The sequence below is a fragment of the Stenotrophomonas sp. AN71 genome, assembly GCF_050435725.1.
Taxonomy (GTDB): domain Bacteria; phylum Pseudomonadota; class Gammaproteobacteria; order Xanthomonadales; family Xanthomonadaceae; genus Stenotrophomonas.
Map to the genome: position 1 here is coordinate 171,858 of NZ_JBNDKU010000001.1, position 15,783 is coordinate 187,640.

Sequence of the window (15,783 nt, forward strand, 5' to 3'; positions counted from 1 at the left end):
CATGCACATCCCATTTGTTCGACACTCGAAACGCCCACTGGCCAGCCCCCGCACCCGCCGATGGCCGGCCCTTGTTCTGCTCGGAGCGTTCTGCACGAGTGTCCACGCGGTACCCCCGCAGCCGGAAGAACGCAGCCCTCCCTTCGCGCGTGTCATCGAACGCGAGGTCCCCGCCATCATGAAGAAGGCGCGCATCCAGGGGGCAGCCGTGGGGTTGATCGTCGGCGGCAACCTGGTCTACGCACGGGGATTCGGCTACGCCGATCACGCCGGCAAGGTGCCGGTGACCCCCGACACGGTGTTCGTTGCGGCCTCACTGTCCAAGCCGATCGCCAGTTGGGTGACGATGCGGCTGGCCGACCAGGGACGTATCGACCTGGATGCGCCCGTGGCCGATGCCGTGGTGCCCTGGCCATTGGCAGATGGGCCCTACGACTACCGCAGGATCACCTACCGGCATCTGCTCTCACACACCGCCGGAACCAGCCTGGGAGGCTACGAAGGCTGGCTCGATTTCACCCAGCTGCCGACGCTGGAGCAATCGTTGGCAGGAAAGACGAACGGGCGCGGCGCGGTTGAACTGATCGCCCCTGCCGGCAGCAGATTCCAGTACTCCGGTGGTGGCTACACCCTGATGCAGCTGGCCATCGAGCGAACGACCCGGCAGCGGTACCAGGATCTGGCAAGCCAGCTGGTGTTCGATCCACTGGGCATGACCCGCAGCAGCGTGGCAATGACGCCGGCGGTGCTGGCGGGCGCTGCGGAAGGGCACGGCGACGATGGCGCCCCGGTACCGATGCGCTACTACGTCGAGCAGGCACCTTCAACGCTGACAACGACCGTTCGCGACTTCAGCCGCTGGATGATCGCGGGCATGCAGGGGAGTCCCGGCGTGCATCCGCTGGGGCAAGCGCGGCTCTCGCAACTGTATTCGCCTGCGGAACTGGGCACGCCGCGGCAACCGGATGAAATGGTCTATGGGCTGGGTCACTTCATCGAGCACCTGCCCGATGGCAGCGTCGCTGTCGGTCATGATGGACGCAACCAGGCCGGGTTCCGCGCCCGATTCCTGATGCGGCCGGCATCGGCCGACGGTATCGTGTTCTTCAGCAATTCGCGCAGTGGCCTGGCGCTGGATCGCATTGTCTGCCTGTGGGGCGCCGCGCTGGCTGACGCCGATCCAGCCAGCACGTGCAGGTCGTGAATTCCGGAGTGCGCCGAAACGGGAACTGTGAAGTGCAGCCACGCCGGGCATGGGCTCGGCTCTACAGGATCGGTGGGTCAGTACAGCTCGCAGTGGATGCGGCCTTCGCTGCGTAGCGCATCCCAGTGACCCTCACCCCCGATCGCATCGATCGCCCCGCGCACGGCACCCTCCAGGTGACGCTTGTTGCCGCACAGGTACAGATGGCCGCCGCGTGACAGTACACCGCGCACGTCATCGGCACGTTGCAGCAGCACATGCTGCACGTAGACCTTGTCGGCGCCGTCGCGCGAGAACGCGGTATGCAGACCGGCCAGCGCGCCACGCGCCTGCCACGCCTGCAGCTGCTCACGGTAGAGGTAGTCGTGTGCGCGATGCTTCTCGCCGAACACCAGGCGCACCTCGCGTGTTCCGCTGCTGGCCTGCAGTTCCTGCATCAGGCCCATCAATGGTGCAATGCCGGTGCCGGTGCCCACCAGCAGCAACGGCGCTGCATCCGCATCGGGCAGGTGGAAGCCGGGATTGGAGCGGCAGTACACGCGGGCGTTGGCACCACCGCGCAACAGGCTGCCGGTGGCGGTGCCGAAGCGCTCGCGGCCGCGCAGGGTGTAGCGCACCTCGCGCACGCACAGGCTCAGCTGTCCGTTGTGCGGGTGCGAGGCGATCGAGTAGGCGCGCGGCAACCGCGGTGACAGCAGGTCGCGCAGGCGTGCCACAGGAACACTGTCCGGGGTGGCGTGGTCCTGCAGCACGTCCAGCAGATCCAGCCCGTACAGATAGGCGTCCAGTTCGCGCTTCTGGCTGACCCTGAGCAGGCCCTTCAGTGCCTCGCTGCCGCCGAGCCTGGCCAGCTCGCGCAGCACGCCTTTGCCCAGCAGGCGCAGCTCGCGGTCATGCAGGGCGGCCACGGCGGCGTTGTCGCCATACCAGGTGGCCAGCGCCTGCAGCAGCGCAGGATCGTTTTCCGGTACCACGTGCAGGGTGTCGCCGGCGCGGTAGGCCATGCCGCTGCCGCTGATGTCCAACTGCAGATGCCACGCGGCCGGATCACTGCTGTTCAAGCGGCGGCGTTCGAGGATGGGTGCGGCAAAGGCGTTGTCCTCGCCATAGGCGGTGACCTGCAGGCGCAACTGCTGGCCTGCACTCGCATCGCCGCCCAGCACCTGGCCGAGGACGGGCCGCCATTGCCGGAAGAAGTGTTCGTAGCCGAGGTCTGCATCCACGCGATGCAGCAGCGGCTGCGCCTGGCGCTCGCTCAGCGCCGCGTCCAGCGCTTTGGTGAAGCCACAGAAGCGGGGGTAGCCGGTATCGCCGAGGCCGAACACCGCGTAGCGCAGGCCGGGCAGGGCCGGAGCCTGGCGCAGCGTTTCGAAGAACTGCTCGCCATTGGCCGGCGGCTCGCCATCGCCGAACGAACTGGAAATGGCCAGCAGCACGTCGCCCTGGCCGAGACTGGCAACGTCGATATCGTTGAACGCGAGCACCTGCGGCTGGTGCGGCTGCAGATCCGGGTCCGCGCCCAGGCGCTGGGCCAGGGCGCGGGCATTGCCCGACTCGGAGGCAAAGCCTACCAGCAGGCGACCGATGGGCAGGCGTGCGGGGACGGCGTTCACGCCGCCTCGTAGAAGTCGTCGAACTTTTCCTTGCTGAACTCGACCAGGTCGTAGTTCTGCATCAGGTCGTTCACCACGCGGCGGATGCTGATGTAGGAGGTGATGTTGCCTTCGGCGTCGAACAGCGGCTGCACGGTGGTGTCGACCACGTAGAGCACGCCACCCTTGCCGAGGTTGGGCACGATGCCGGTCCAGGTCTTGCCGGCCTTGATGGTGTCCCACATGTCCTTGTAGACGGCCTTGGGTACGTCCGGGTGGCGCACGATGCTGTGCGGCTGGCCGATCAGCTCTTCGCGGGCGAAGCCGGTGAGGGTGCAGAACAGGTCGTTGGCGTAGGTGATGTTGCCCTGCAGGTCGGTGGTGGAGATCACCATGACGTTCTGCAGGGCGTTCAGCAGCTGGGCGTTGTCGGGGGTGTAGCTCATCGCAGGGTCCTTTTGGAGGCCGGCAGCGCCGGCGTGTTCGGGTCCTGCATAGAGATACGCCCGCACGGCGGCGGGCGGTTTGATATTGGTCAAGCGGGCGGGCACGCGTGCGTGCGACCGGGTGTCGCAGCGGAGCGCGCTCCGCCGGGTAGGGCCCGGCGCTACCGGTGTGTCGGCATGTGGGTTGCGCCGGGCCATGCCCGGCGGATGAGCATCAGCCCATCAGGTAACGCAGCGCACCGGCAGAAACCACGCCGATCAGCACGGTCGGCAGCATCGACAAACGGGTGGCGGCCAGCAGCGTGATTGCCAGCGCGGCCAGGTCGGCCGGCTTGTCGGCAACGAAGTCCGGGGCGATCACCGAGATCAGCACGCAGCCCGGCGCGGCCTCCATCACTGTCACCGCACGTTTGCTCAGCGTGCGGTTGCGCAGTGCGAGGAAGCCGACGATACGGGTCAGGTAGGTGGCGGCGGCCATCAGCACGATGGTCAGCACCGAGGTCCAGTGGATCAGTCCGTTGAAGATCATGCCGCCTCCTCCGCCAGCAGCCAGGCCGCGGCCAGGCCGGCCAGGGCCCCGCTGGCCACATACCAGGCGCCGGGAATCAGCAGGTAGGTGGCAGCGGCCACCACCAGGCTGACCAGCCATGGCCGCGCGGCCTTCATGCCCTGCCACATGCCGCGCAGCAGCACCAGGAACACGGCCGGGAAGGCCATGTCGAAGCCATAGGCGTGGATGTCGCCCAGCATCGGGCCGATGATCGCCCCCAGCGCGGTGCACGCCACCCAGACCGTATACAGTCCAGCCGAAACGCCCAGGTAGTAGGCCAGGCTGAAGCCGAGGGCGCGCCGGCGCGCGTCGGCCACGCCCAGCGCCCAGCTCTCGTCACACATGAAGAACAGTGCCGGCAGCACACGGCGGCGCGGCAGGTGCTGCAGCAACGGGGCCAGGCTTGCGCCCATCAGCAGGTGGCGGCTGTTGACCAGTGCGGTGATCGCCACGATCAGCGCGATGTGCGGCGGCGAGGCCCACAGCTCAACGGCGGCAAATTCGGAGCCGCCGGCGAAATTGAGGCCGGTCATCAGCGGCACTTCCAGCGCGGTCAGTCCCTTCTGTGCGGCCTGCGCGCCCAGCACCAGCGCAAAGGGAATGAAGCCGATCATCACCGGCACGGCGGCGCGCAGACCGCGCAGGAATTCGGCACGCGGGGCGGTATCGCAGGCGGCGTCAGGCAGGGGGAGGGTGGTACGAGCGTCCATGGAGCGACAACGAGGTGGGGGTGGCCCATGCTAGCGGGCCAATGGCGAAATCGGGTTGCGTTGATGCCATTCGATTCGGGAATATTGAGATTCCATGCGGCCAGAAGCGTAAAGGATGAAATCGGATGCAGTACCAGCTTGACAACCTTGACCGGCGCATCCTCGACGCGCTGCAGCGCGACGGCCGCCTGCAGAATCTGGAGCTGGCCCGCCAGGTGGGACTCTCGCCGTCGGCCTGCCTGCGCCGGGTACGGCTGCTGGAAGAGGGTGGCTATATCGACCGCTACGTCGCCCTGCTGAACGAGGCAAAGGTTGGCCGTGGCTTCACCGTGTTCGTGCGCGTGTGGCTGCGTGGGCAGGACGAAGACACCACCAATCACTTCATCAACAGCATCAAGTCTTTTCCGGAAGTGCTTGAATGTCATCTGATGGCGGGTGACTGCGACTTCCTGCTGCGGGTCGCGGTGGCCGATCTGGATGCCTACCGCCAGTTCCAGATGCAGCACCTGAACCGGATCGCCGGGGTGCAGAACACCAAGACCGAGATTCCGATGCAGCGGATCAAGCAGACCACCCAGCTGCCGCTTTGAGGGACGGGTTGGGGCGGGTTGTACCCGCCCCCCGACAGATTCCGATGCCCGATGGGGTCGGATCCCGTTGCTGGGCGACGGGCTCTGACCCCACCCGGAGCGGCCTTCGGCGGTGGTCATCGCAATGACATGTGGTCCCGGTACGGTTTGACCCGCTTGCAGCCGCTGTCGCTGCCGAGGGTCATGTGTTCTACGTCAGGGGGCTGAATGGACACCATGCAGTCAGTAATTGGAAGCTGGCCATCGCCGCCTGGCTCCTGCTGTCCTGCGCTGCCGTCGCCGCTGCGGGGGACGATGTTCATGCCTACGACATCCCGGCGCAGCCGCTGGAACAGGCGGTCGAGCGCTTCAGCGTCATCAGCGGGTGGTCGGTGATGTACCCGGGTGAGCTTGCCGCCGGGCGCAGCAGTCATCAGCTTCGTGCCAGCCTGCCACCGTTGCCCGCGTTGCAGATGCTGCTGCAGGACACCGGCATCGAGGCCGAGGTGATCGGCGAGCAGCGGGTGGTGTTGCGCCGGGGCACGCAGGCTGCGGTCGAAACGGTGGGGGACGCCGAACTGCCCGAAGCCGAGCGCCGCCGTCGCTATGGCGGCCTGCAGCAGCGCCTGCGCGCGGCCTTCTGTGACGACCCCGATCTTGCCCCGGGCGGCTACGCCGCATCGCTGCGCTTCCGTGTTGACCGCGATGGCCAGGTACGCGAACCCGAACTCCTATCCGGCAGTGGCAGCACTCACCGCGATGCGCGCCTGCTGCAGGCAGTGCAGGGCCTGGTGCTGGCCGCCGAGGCCGCTGCGCTGCCGCAGCCGGTCACGCTGCAGATCCGTCCTTCCCGCACCGACCACGACTGTGGCCGGCGCGTGCCCCTTCCATGATTTCAAGGATTCGAACATGAGCAACAGTACGGCTGGGGCAGTTGACCTGATGGACCATCTACTGGGCGCCTACGACGAGCTGAAACGCCGCCTGGTGCGCAAGCTGGGTTCGGAGGAGTTGGCCGGCGATGCCCTGCAGGACACCTGGATGCGACTGAGCGCGCGCCGTGACCGCCTGGACGCGGTGCAGAACCCTGCGGCCTACCTGCTGCGCATGGCGATGAACACCGTGATCGACCGCCAGCGTGCCGACCATCGCCTGCTTAGCCTGGAAGAAGTGGACACGCTGATGGACATGGCCGATCCGTCGCCGGGTCCTGCGCAGGCGGCCGAGCTGGAGTTCGCACTGGAGGACATGGTCGGGCTGTTGCAGCGGATGCCCGAGCGCCGTCGCCGCATCCTGCTGGCGATCCGTGTCGATGGCCTGCAGCAGCGCGAGGTGGCCGAACAGCTGGGGGTATCGCTGCGGCTGGTGCAGCGTGAACTGAAGGCGGCCCAGGACTACCTGGCCGAGCGCAGCGGGCAGGGGCGCCAGGTGCGGTTCTGAGCGACGGCATCCGTCTACACTTTGACGCCGAGCAGAACCCCGTAGCCCGCGGGTCCGGCATGAGCTCCCATGGATCCTGACGATCGCCCGCACCGCCCGCTGGATGCCGTTGAGCGTCAGGCCCACGCGTGGGTGGTGCGGCTGACCTCGGGTGAGGCCACCGCCGCCGATGCACGCACGTTCCGCACATGGTGCGAGGCTGATCCGCGCCACCGCGAGGCCTTCGGGCGCGCGCGCCGACAGTGGGAACAGGTGCGGCTGGCCGGTGAGCAGCTACCGGCCGCCGCGCGCCAGCCGGTGGCGCCGACGCCCGTGCAGCGCTGGAGCCGCCGTGCTTTCCTTGGCGCCGCTGTTGCCGCGCCGGCCAGCCTGGTCGTGGTGGCGGCCATCCGCCCGCCGCTGGGGCTGTGGCCGTCGGTCACGGCGATGGCGGCCGATTTCCATACCGGCACCGGTGAGCGCCTGCAGATCACGCCCCTGCCGCGGCTGAGGATCGAGCTGGATACCCAGAGCAGTCTGCGTCGCCGCGTCGACGCGCAGGGCGAGGGCTTCGAGCTGATGCAGGGCCAGGCGGCCATCGAGACCCAGGCCGGCTTGCGCCTGGCGTTGTTCGCCGGCCCGGGCTGTGTGATCGCCGATGAAGGTGCGGTGCGCCTGGACGTGCGCAACACCAACGGCCAGGTGCGGGTGACCTGTCTGCATGGGAGCGCCCGCATCGAACATCCGCAGGGCCGGTTGCAGCTGCAGGCCGGGCAGCAGACCCGTTATGACGAACGCCTGAGCGGCGTGGTCGCCGAGGCCGTGGCAGCGGAAGTCAGTGCCTGGACCGAAGGCATGCTGGTGTTCCGTCGTGCGCCGCTGCGCGAGGTGGTGGACGAGATCAACCGCTACCGTCGGGGCAAGGTGCTGCTGGGCGAATCGGCGCTGGCGCGCGCGCCGGTCAGTGGCCGTTTCCGCATCGATGATCCGGACGCCGCACTGGAGCAGCTGCGGTTGACGATGTCGCTGGATCTGCGTCGCTTTCCGGGTGGCATCGCCGTCCTTGGATAGATGAACGGGCTGGCCGTGCGCGCCGCGCAGGGCCGTTGCAAGCAAGGAGAGGCCAAGGATGCGCAACGAGACCATCGGTGTGCTGGATCTGCGCCGCAATCTGTCGGCGTTGCTGGAAACCACGCAACGACGGCCGTTGATGGTGCATCGCTATGGATCGCCCTGGGTGTGCGTTGTGTCCGACGCGCAGTGGCAACAGCAGGCGGTGCTGCTGGAGTTCGATCCGCAGTCACACCCGCTGTCGATGCTGCTGCGCCTGCAGCAGCAGGCCTTGCCGCTCCCCGAGGGCGGCGCATTGCCCCCGGCGTCGATGGCGCGCGCGCTGCTGCTGATGGGGATGCACGGCATGGATGAACTCGCACAGCTGCATGAACAGGTACTGCATCACCGCTTGTGGCATTGGTTCGTGGCGGGCACCCATGGCGTGATGGAGGGATGGCGGCTGCCCGCGCTGCGCGCCGCCATGGCGTCATGGCTCGATGACATGGACATGGCCGATGCACTGGCGGCATTTGCTGCCCGCAGCGATGTGGCCGTGCTGGCCCGTCGTTGCGGTGGCGAAGCACCTCTGCTGGACCATGAAGCCTGCAGGCGGATGACGTTGCGATGACGCAGCCGATGGAGCGCCACGCAGTGCACAGGTCTGCATTCGCACTGTCGCTTCGATGGCCTCGCCGACGTCTTCTCCAGAGTACGACGCACCACGCGTCGCGGAGCACAGGCGACGCCGATGGCAGACAGTCGCAGGATCAGCATGCTGGAGCTGGATCGCCACCTGAGCCAGTCATTGGAGCAGGCACGGCATGCGCCGGTGAGCGTGCAGCGCTATGGGCATCCCTGGGTCTGGGTGTTGTCCAGCGATGCCTGGGCCGATGCCGCGCGCTGGGCCACGCTGGACAGTAGTACCCATCCCCTGCTGGCCTTGCGCAGGGTGCTCGATCCGCAGCTCAGCCCCTGGCCCGACGCAGTGATGAGCCTGCTGCCGCCGGAAGCCGGTGATGCGCGCATGCTGCAGCGCGCAGCAGTGCTGGTGGTATTGCGCGGCCTGAACAGCGCGCAGCGCGTATACGACGATCTGCGCTATCACCAGGCCTATCGGCAGTTCATCGGCCTCGGCCATGGTGCAGCGTGGGCGCCGATGCAATGCGTGCGCCTGCTGCAGGCCTGCGCGCAGCCACTGCTTCTGGGTTGCATCGAAGACACGCTGTGCGAGCTTCCGCCGGCGTTGCTCGACGCGGCGTATGTGCCAGCTGCACGCGTCGCGCATCTACAGGCGCAGCCGCAGCGGATTGCAGGCGGATGTTTATCGTACTGACACATGCACCGCTGACCATGGCGCAGCGGTCTCTTCCAGGATGACGAGGGCGGAACAATGGCAAGGCAGGTACGTGGTCGCAGGGCTCGGCAGCAGGGTTTCAGCCTGATCGAGATCATGGTGGTGGTGGTGATCATCGGCATCCTTGCCGCGCTGATCGTGCCGCGGTTGATGGATCGTCCGGACCAGGCACGCGTGGTCGCCGCACGGCAGGACATTGCTGCGCTGATGCAGGCGTTGAAGCTCTACAAGCTGGACAACGGTCGCTATCCCGGCGCGGAGCAGGGTCTGCAGGCGCTGGTGAAGCCGCCGCAGGGCGGCGGCGCGCTACCGGTCACGCCGTATCTTGATCGGCTTCCGAATGATCCCTGGGGGCATCCTTACCAGTATCAGATTCCCGGCACCCATGGCGACATCGATGTGTTCTCGCTGGGCGCCGACAGCAAACCCGGCGGCGATGCCGGCAATGCGGACATCGGCTCCTGGCAACTGTGAGGACGTTCGATGGCAACCCGGAGGCGTTCGGTTCCGCGCGCCCGCCAACAAGGCATGGCGGTGATCGTGGCGATGCTGGTGGTGGCGCTGGTGGCGGTGATCGCCACCGCCCTGCTGACCCGGCAGTCGGCGCAGCTGCGGGCGCTGCGCGGTGAGCAGCTGCGCGCGCAGGTGCGCATGGCGGTGGATGCCACGCTGGCACGGGCGGCGCTGCAGCTGCGCGAGGACGCCCGCGAGCAGCTGACCACGGTGCGCAACGGACGCTGGGCGCGGCCGCTGCGACTGCAGGCACCGCTGCCGGTGCAACTGCAGCTGGTGGACGCACAGTCGTTGTTCAACCTGCGCAACCTGCTGGCACATGGACGGCCCGACACCGATGCGCGACGCGCGTTCATGGCGCTGTGTGGCGTACAGGGCCTGGCGCCGGGCGCGTGTGTGGCGGCAGCCGACCACATCCAGGCGCGGCTGCGCGAGGGCGATATCCAGGCACAGGCACCGTTGCCGCGCGAATCGCTGATCGAGCAGGCGCTGGCCGGGGCCGATCCGGTGGCGGTGCAGGCGCTTTCGCAGCGCACCGTGGTGCTCCCGGCGCAGACCCTGGTCAATGCCAACACCGGCGATCTCAGCGTGCTGCAGGCCGTTGCCCCGGGCATCGAACGTGGCCGGTTGCAGGCGCTGCTCAGCGAACGCGACGGTGGTCACTGGCTGCTCAACCGCAGTGACATCGCCAACCGACTTCAACTGAACAACGAGCAGATGGCCGTGCTTCCCCTGGGTATCCATAGTGAGTGGTTCCTCGCCGTCGGCCGGGTCCAGGCCGATGGCAGCGAGGTTGATTTCCGCGCGCTGATCTGGCGCGAGTACCGCGACGACGGCGTGCGCGTGCAACGGGTGTGGACGAGGATCGGCGCATGAACGTGCAACTGCGGGTGCGCCTGCCAGTGTTGGAGTCCCTGCGTGCCGAGAGCACGGTGGAGTGGGCGCAGTTGCACAAGGGCGACGTGCTCGCCCACGGCTGTGACGCGCTGGCGGTACTCGGCCAGCGCTATCCGCAGGCCGCCGTGCTGGCCTGCCTCGATCCGCATGACCTGATCCTGCTGGAGCTGCCGTTGCCGCCGCTGTCCGGGCGTCGCCTGCAGGCCGCGCTGCAGGGCGAAGTGGAGGCGATGCTGCTGGATGATCTGCAGGAGGTGGCGCTGGCCCATGGCGCCCAGTCTGCCGACGGCACCGTGCCGGTGGCGTGGCTGGGCCAGCGTGCGATTGCGCAGGCAGCGCAGGCGCTGGCCTCGTGCGGATTGCAGCTGCAGGCGCTGTACCCGACGCCATTGCTGCTGCCGTGGAAGCAGGGCCATGCGACGCTGCAGGCCAGCGGCGAACACCTGCTGGTGCGCAGCGGGCGCGATCGAGGCTTCGTACAGTGGTGCGGTGGACGCGACGCGGGCAGCGTGATGCCGGCCTTGGCGGCACGTCTTCAGCAGTCCGGTGTGCAGGTTGTGCAGTGGATCGACAGCGTGCCGTCGGCATGGCCTGAGCAGCTGCCTGCGGCAGCACTGGCACACGAACTGCAGGTGTGCGGGCCATTGCCGGGGTGGTCACTGCCGCTGCCGGGCCACGCTCGTCAGGCACCGCGGCTGGCGATCGGGTTGGCACTGGCGGCGGTGCTGCTGGCGGCACTGGGCCTGCAGCTGCAGGTCTCGCGCTGGCGCAGCGAAGGCGAAGCGCTGCAGCAGGACATGGCACGGCAGTTCGGCGCGCACTTCCCGGAGATCACCGATGTGGTGGACCCGGTGCTGCAGGCCCGGCGTGCACTGGCGGTGCCATTGCCGGCGCCGCCGTTGCCGCCACTGCAGCTGCAGGTGGCCGGCACACTGCAGGCGGTTCCAGAGCTGGGCGGGCAGGTGCGCAGTCTGCTTTACCAGCCGGGCCAGCTGGAGCTGGAGCTGGACGCCGATGCACAGGCGTTGGCCGATGATCCACAACGTTTGGAGCACTGGCAGCAGGCGGTGCAGGCACGGGGCCTGCAGCTGGCACGCGAAGCTGGTGGGCGCCTGCGGGTGAGTGGGGCCGGGCAGTGACCACCCGTACCCTGCAACTGGACCAGGGAATGGCTGCCCTCCAGCAACGTTGGCAACGCCTACCACCGCGTGACCGGCTGATGCTGCTGGTGATGGTGATGGCGCTGCTGGCAGCGGGCCTGTGGTCGTTCTGGCTGGAACCGCTGCTGAAGCAGCGCAGCCACTGGCAGGCCGAGTTGCCTCGATTGCAGGCGCAGGCCCATGCATTGGCGCCGCTGCTGCGAGCGCGCGAGCGCCAGCAACAAGCACAGGGGCAACGACCGACGCTGGCTGGGCTACGCGAGCAGATCAAGGCGGCCGGACTGGCCGACGGGCTGCATATCGAACTGCGCGATGGACGCTGGCACCTGCAGGTGCAGGCTGTGCCGGCCGACGCGCTATGGAACTGGCTGCTGCCGCTGCTGGCCGACCCGGCCATCGAGCTTCAGCAGCTGCAACTGACACGCACAGGGGACGCGAACATGCCAGCGGCACGGATTTCCGGAAACATCGTGATGGCGGCCCCCGCAGGTGGTCATTCATGAGGGCGATGCGCAGCCTCGCCTGCAGCACGGCATTGGCTCTGATCGTAGGCATGGCCCACGTTCCAGCACCGGTGCTGGCGCAGGACGCCCGCGATGAGCCGGTGCAGTTGAATCTGGTGGATACCGATATCGGCGGTGTACTGCGCATGGCCGCGCGTTTCACAGGCCGCCAGTTCCTGGTCGACCCGCGGGTGACCGGCAAGATGACCGTGGTTTCCGATGGCCCGGTCAGCCGTACCCAGGCCTACCAGTTGCTGTTGGGGGCGCTGCGCATGCGCGGCTTTGCCGTGGTCGACACCGGCGGCGTCAGCCGGGTGGTGCCGCAGGCCGATGCCAAGCTGCTCGGTGGCCGTGTCGGTGCGGGTGGTGCAGGCGGCGAGGTGACCACGCGTACCTTCGCGCTGCGCTACGAAAATGCCGCCGCACTGGTCGCCGTGCTGCGGCCGATGATCAGCCCGGACAACCCGATCACCGCCAACCCAGGCAACAACACCCTGGTGATTACCGACTACGCGGACAACCTGGAGCGCATCGCGAGGGTAATCGCCAGCGTGGATACGCCGGCGGGAATGGACGCCGATGTGGTCAAGCTGCAGCAGGGCATTGCGGTAGACGTGGCGGCGATGGTCGCGCCGCTGCTCGATGCGCAGGGCGCCGAACCCAGCCAGAAGGTGGTGGTGATGGCCGACCCGCGCAGCAACAGCGTGCTGCTGCGTTCCAGCAGCCCTGGCCGCACCCGCCTGGCACGGCAGCTGGTGGAAAAACTGGACCGCGCCCAGGACGAGTCCGGCAATCTGCACGTGGTCTACCTGCGCAACGCCCAGGCCAATCAACTGGCTGGCGTGCTGCGCGGGGTGGTGGCCGGGCAAAGCGATGCGCCGGCGATGGGCAGCAACGAAGGGGTCACGCCACTGCCCGGCGAAACCGGCCGCACAACGCCCGCACAGTCGGCGCAACCGCAGCAGGCCAAGCCCGGCGGCAATGCGCTGGAATCGCAGCGGCTGGACCCGGGCCGCCGTGACCCGATCGACGCCGGCAGCACCGGGTTCAGCCAGAACGGCATCTCGGTGCAGGCCGACGTGGCCACCAACACGCTGCTGATCTCGGCGCCGGAACCGGTGTACCGCAACCTGCGGCGGGTGATCGACCAGCTCGACCAGCGCCGTGCGCAGGTGCTGGTGGAGAGCCTGATCGTGGAGGTCAACCAGACCGACGCGGCCGAACTGGGCGTGCAGTGGATGCTGGGCAATGGCCGTACCTTCGGCGGCACCCATTTCGGTGGCACTACCGGCGGCAGTGGACTGAACACCACGGCGCGTACCACGCTGGACGTGCTGCCAAAGGATGGACTGAAGATCGGCGTGATCGACGGCACCATCAACCTGCCCGGCGTCGGCCAGATCCTCAACATGAAGGCGTTGGCCAATGCGCTGCAGAGCAAGGGTGGCGCCAACATCCTGTCCACGCCGAACCTGATGACGCTGGACAACGAGGCGGCCAGCATCATGGTCGGGCAGACCGTGCCGTTCGTCAGCGGCCGTTACGTGACCGACGGTGGCGGTGGCAGCAACAACCCCTTCCAGACCATCGTGCGTGAGGACGTGGGCCTGAAGCTGCGGGTGCGCCCGCAGATCTCCGAGGGTGGCACGGTGAAGCTGGACATCTACCAGGAAGTGAGCAGCATCGACGCGCAGAGCGCGAACAGCACGGCCGGCATCATCACCAACAAGCGCGCCCTGGATACCAGTGTGCTGCTGGACGATGGCCAGATCATGGTGCTGGGCGGCCTGCTGGAAGACAGCGTCAGCCACGGCCGTGATGCTGTGCCCGGACTGGGCAGGCTGCCGGTGCTCGGCGCGCTGTTCCGCAGCGATACGCGCAAGCGCGCCAAGACCAACCTGATGGTGTTCCTGCGCCCGCATGTGGTGCGTGACCCGGCCGCCGGCCAGCGTTTGACCCGTGACCGCTACGACTACATGCGCAACGCGCAGGCCGGTGCGCAGCCGGTACAGAGTTGGGCCCTTCCGGCGCTGTCGGCGCCGCAGCTGCCACCACAGGACCTGTCCGTGCTGGGCCAGGGCAATGCACGCGATGGCCATGGCCAGCCGTTGCAGAACACCAGCCTGGCCGCGCTGTACCCGGCCGGCGAGGGTGATGCACAGCTGGTGCAGTTCGCGCAGGGGCTGGATCCGGCGCGTGCCAGCCAGGGCGTGGCACAGGTGCGGGCGCTGGGCCTGCAGGCCTATGCCGAGGCAACGCCGGGCGAAAGTGGGCAGCGCCTGCGGGTACGGTTGCCACGTGATCCGGCAACGCTGGACCCGGCACTGCAACGGCTGCGCGGACTGGGCTATACGCCCGAACTGGTGATCGGGCCATGACTGCAGTTCCGTTGCCACTGCCTTATGCCTGGGTGCGCAACCATGGCGTGATGCTGGCAGACGTCGGCGGCGAGCCAGTGCTGCTGGGTACCACCGGCACCGCCGCATGGGCGGTAGCCGAGCTGCGCCGGCGCCACGGTCCGCTGCCGTTCCAGACGCTGGAGGCGGATGCGTGGCAACAGCGACTGGGCGAACAGTATCGTGATGGGGGCGACGCCGCCGCCGTGGTCGGTGCGGCTGAAAGCGAAGTGGATCTCGACCGGTTGATGCAGGACATGCCCGAGGTCACCGACCTGCTGGACGCGCAGGATGATGCGCCGGTGATCCGCATGATCAATGCACTGCTGGCCCAGGCCGCGCGCGATGGCGCCAGCGACCTGCACATCGAACCGTTCGAGACCCACTCGGTGGTGCGCTATCGGGTGGATGGCACATTGCGCGACATGGTGCAGCCACGGCGTGCCCTGCATGCGGCCCTGGTGTCGCGCATCAAGATCATGGCGCACCTGGACATCGCCGAAAAGCGCCTGCCGCAGGATGGGCGCATCGCGATCCGGGTCGGCGGCCGGCCGCTGGACATCCGTGTATCCACGGTGCCGACCGGGCATGGTGAGCGTGCCGTGCTGCGCCTGCTGGAGAAGGATGCCGGTCGCCTGCAGCTGCGAAGGCTGGGCATGGCGGACGATACCCTGGCCACCTTCACCGGCTTGATCCGGCAGCCGCACGGCATCGTGCTGGTGACCGGGCCGACCGGCAGCGGCAAGACCACCTCGCTGTACGCGGCATTGGGCCAGCTCGACAGCAGCACCAGCAACATCCTCACCGTGGAGGACCCGGTGGAGTACGACTTCGCCGGCATCGGCCAGATCCAGGTCAACGCGCGCATCGGCATGAGCTTCGGCACCGCGCTGCGTGCGATCCTGCGCCAGGATCCGGACACCATCATGATCGGCGAGATCCGTGATCTGGAAACCGCGCAGATTGCGGTGCAGTCATCGCTGACCGGCCATGGTGTGCTGGCCTCGCTGCATACCAACGATGCGATCTCGGCAGTGACCCGGCTGGCCGACATGGGCGTAGAGCCCTTCCTGCTGGCCTCGTCGCTGCGCGGCGTGCTGGCGCAGCGACTGGTACGGCGGCTGTGCACGCAGTGCCGGCGCGCGGAGATGGATGGCGAGGGCCGTACCGTGTGGCGTGCAGTGGGGTGCCCGGCCTGTGCGAACAGCGGCTACCGCGGGCGCACCGGCATCCATGAGCTGTTCGTGGTCGATGACCGTGTGCGGGCGTTGATCCATGAAGGGCAGGGCGAGCCCGCGCTGCGCGAGGCGGCACGGCGTGCCGGTATGCGGACCTTGCGGCAGGACGGCCAGCGCTGGGTCGACAGCGGGGTGACCACGCTGGAAGAGATCCTGCGCGTCACCGGCGACGATTGAGG

Annotated in this window: 17 protein-coding genes; 13 read left to right on the top strand and 4 right to left on the bottom strand. The window is 67.9% G+C overall.

The features are described 5' to 3' along the window. The first annotated feature begins 76 nt into the window (after positions 1-76). Positions 77-1,204 (top strand): serine hydrolase domain-containing protein, encoded by a 1,128-nt coding sequence (locus tag ABH900_RS00780; protein ID WP_429621389.1) that lies wholly within the window; start codon positions 77-79, stop codon positions 1,202-1,204. Between the two features lie 77 nt (positions 1,205-1,281). Here ABH900_RS00780 and ABH900_RS00785 read toward each other — a convergent pair whose 3' ends face one another. From ABH900_RS00785 to ABH900_RS00800, 4 genes are all read right to left on the bottom strand, one after another. Next, positions 1,282-2,817 (bottom strand): diflavin oxidoreductase, encoded by a 1,536-nt coding sequence (locus ABH900_RS00785; protein WP_429620346.1) that lies wholly within the window; start codon positions 2,815-2,817, stop codon positions 1,282-1,284. Then, the gene (locus tag ABH900_RS00790; protein WP_053512135.1) at positions 2,814-3,242 is read right to left on the bottom strand and encodes a PAS domain-containing protein; all 429 of its coding nucleotides are present in this window, start codon (positions 3,240-3,242) and stop codon (positions 2,814-2,816) included. Before ABH900_RS00790 ends, ABH900_RS00785 begins: the two co-directional genes overlap by 4 nt. Before the next feature lie 214 nt (positions 3,243-3,456). After that, positions 3,457-3,771: an AzlD family protein gene (locus tag ABH900_RS00795; protein WP_100440855.1), complete on the bottom strand. Its 315-nt coding sequence runs from the start codon at positions 3,769-3,771 to the stop codon at positions 3,457-3,459. Beyond that, positions 3,768-4,502, bottom strand: coding sequence for an AzlC family ABC transporter permease (locus tag ABH900_RS00800; protein ID WP_429620348.1), 735 nt, complete (start codon positions 4,500-4,502; stop codon positions 3,768-3,770). Before ABH900_RS00800 ends, ABH900_RS00795 begins: the two co-directional genes overlap by 4 nt. 125 nt (positions 4,503-4,627) lie before the next feature. Between ABH900_RS00800 and ABH900_RS00805 the strand changes: the two genes are divergently transcribed. From ABH900_RS00805 to gspE, 12 genes are all read left to right on the top strand, one after another. Beyond that, complete coding sequence (locus tag ABH900_RS00805) at positions 4,628-5,092, top strand: Lrp/AsnC family transcriptional regulator (protein WP_005409896.1); 465 nt, start codon at positions 4,628-4,630, stop codon at positions 5,090-5,092. 185 nt (positions 5,093-5,277) lie between these two features. After that, a complete protein-coding gene (locus ABH900_RS00810) occupies positions 5,278-5,964 on the top strand; it encodes a TonB C-terminal domain-containing protein (RefSeq protein ID WP_429620350.1) in 687 nt (228 codons plus the stop codon). A gap of 16 nt (positions 5,965-5,980) precedes the next feature. After that, positions 5,981-6,511: an RNA polymerase sigma factor gene (locus ABH900_RS00815; RefSeq protein WP_429620352.1), complete on the top strand. Its 531-nt coding sequence runs from the start codon at positions 5,981-5,983 to the stop codon at positions 6,509-6,511. Positions 6,512-6,580: 69 nt separating this feature from the next. Then, positions 6,581-7,561, top strand: coding sequence for a FecR family protein (locus tag ABH900_RS00820; RefSeq protein WP_429620354.1), 981 nt, complete (start codon positions 6,581-6,583; stop codon positions 7,559-7,561). 58 nt (positions 7,562-7,619) lie between these two features. Next, the gene (locus ABH900_RS00825; RefSeq protein WP_429620356.1) at positions 7,620-8,171 is read left to right on the top strand and encodes a hypothetical protein; all 552 of its coding nucleotides are present in this window, start codon (positions 7,620-7,622) and stop codon (positions 8,169-8,171) included. 120 nt (positions 8,172-8,291) lie between these two features. Next, positions 8,292-8,876, top strand: a complete 585-nt coding sequence (locus ABH900_RS00830) for a hypothetical protein (RefSeq protein WP_429620358.1) — start codon at positions 8,292-8,294, stop codon at positions 8,874-8,876. Positions 8,877-8,933: 57 nt separating this feature from the next. Then, entirely contained in the window at positions 8,934-9,371 is a 438-nt protein-coding gene (gspG, locus tag ABH900_RS00835; RefSeq protein ID WP_429620360.1) for a type II secretion system major pseudopilin GspG, read from the top strand. A 9-nt stretch (positions 9,372-9,380) separates the two neighbouring features. Then, entirely contained in the window at positions 9,381-10,286 is a 906-nt protein-coding gene (gspK, locus tag ABH900_RS00840; RefSeq protein WP_429620362.1) for a type II secretion system minor pseudopilin GspK, read from the top strand. Beyond that, positions 10,283-11,446, top strand: a complete 1,164-nt coding sequence (gene gspL / locus ABH900_RS00845; RefSeq protein ID WP_429620364.1) for a type II secretion system protein GspL — start codon at positions 10,283-10,285, stop codon at positions 11,444-11,446. The genes gspK and gspL overlap by 4 nt, the downstream gene beginning before the upstream one ends. After that, a complete protein-coding gene (gene gspM, locus ABH900_RS00850; RefSeq protein WP_429620366.1) occupies positions 11,443-11,970 on the top strand; it encodes a type II secretion system protein GspM in 528 nt (175 codons plus the stop codon). Before gspL ends, gspM begins: the two co-directional genes overlap by 4 nt. Next, positions 11,967-14,348 (top strand): type II secretion system secretin GspD, encoded by a 2,382-nt coding sequence (gspD, locus tag ABH900_RS00855; RefSeq protein ID WP_429620369.1) that lies wholly within the window; start codon positions 11,967-11,969, stop codon positions 14,346-14,348. Before gspM ends, gspD begins: the two co-directional genes overlap by 4 nt. Next, entirely contained in the window at positions 14,345-15,781 is a 1,437-nt protein-coding gene (gene gspE, locus ABH900_RS00860) for a type II secretion system ATPase GspE (protein WP_429620371.1), read from the top strand. The genes gspD and gspE overlap by 4 nt, the downstream gene beginning before the upstream one ends. Positions 15,782-15,783: the final 2 nt, after the last annotated feature.

Bases quoted from the DNA above. Each gene is read 5' to 3' on its own strand.
- ABH900_RS00790 (WP_053512135.1), bottom strand. From the start codon at position 3,242: ATGAGCTACACCCCCGACAACGCCCAGCTGCTGAACGCCCTGCAGAAC.
- ABH900_RS00795 (WP_100440855.1), bottom strand. From the start codon at position 3,771: ATGATCTTCAACGGACTGATCCACTGGACCTCGGTGCTGACCATCGTG.
- ABH900_RS00800 (WP_429620348.1), bottom strand. From the start codon at position 4,502: ATGGACGCTCGTACCACCCTCCCCCTGCCTGACGCCGCCTGCGATACC.
- ABH900_RS00805 (WP_005409896.1), top strand. From the start codon at position 4,628: ATGCAGTACCAGCTTGACAACCTTGACCGGCGCATCCTCGACGCGCTG.
- ABH900_RS00815 (WP_429620352.1), top strand. From the start codon at position 5,981: ATGAGCAACAGTACGGCTGGGGCAGTTGACCTGATGGACCATCTACTG.
- ABH900_RS00820 (WP_429620354.1), top strand. From the start codon at position 6,581: ATGGATCCTGACGATCGCCCGCACCGCCCGCTGGATGCCGTTGAGCGT.
- ABH900_RS00825 (WP_429620356.1), top strand. From the start codon at position 7,620: ATGCGCAACGAGACCATCGGTGTGCTGGATCTGCGCCGCAATCTGTCG.
- ABH900_RS00830 (WP_429620358.1), top strand. From the start codon at position 8,292: ATGGCAGACAGTCGCAGGATCAGCATGCTGGAGCTGGATCGCCACCTG.
- gspG (WP_429620360.1), top strand. From the start codon at position 8,934: ATGGCAAGGCAGGTACGTGGTCGCAGGGCTCGGCAGCAGGGTTTCAGC.
- gspK (WP_429620362.1), top strand. From the start codon at position 9,381: ATGGCAACCCGGAGGCGTTCGGTTCCGCGCGCCCGCCAACAAGGCATG.
- gspL (WP_429620364.1), top strand. From the start codon at position 10,283: ATGAACGTGCAACTGCGGGTGCGCCTGCCAGTGTTGGAGTCCCTGCGT.
- gspD (WP_429620369.1), top strand. From the start codon at position 11,967: ATGAGGGCGATGCGCAGCCTCGCCTGCAGCACGGCATTGGCTCTGATC.
- gspE (WP_429620371.1), top strand. From the start codon at position 14,345: ATGACTGCAGTTCCGTTGCCACTGCCTTATGCCTGGGTGCGCAACCAT.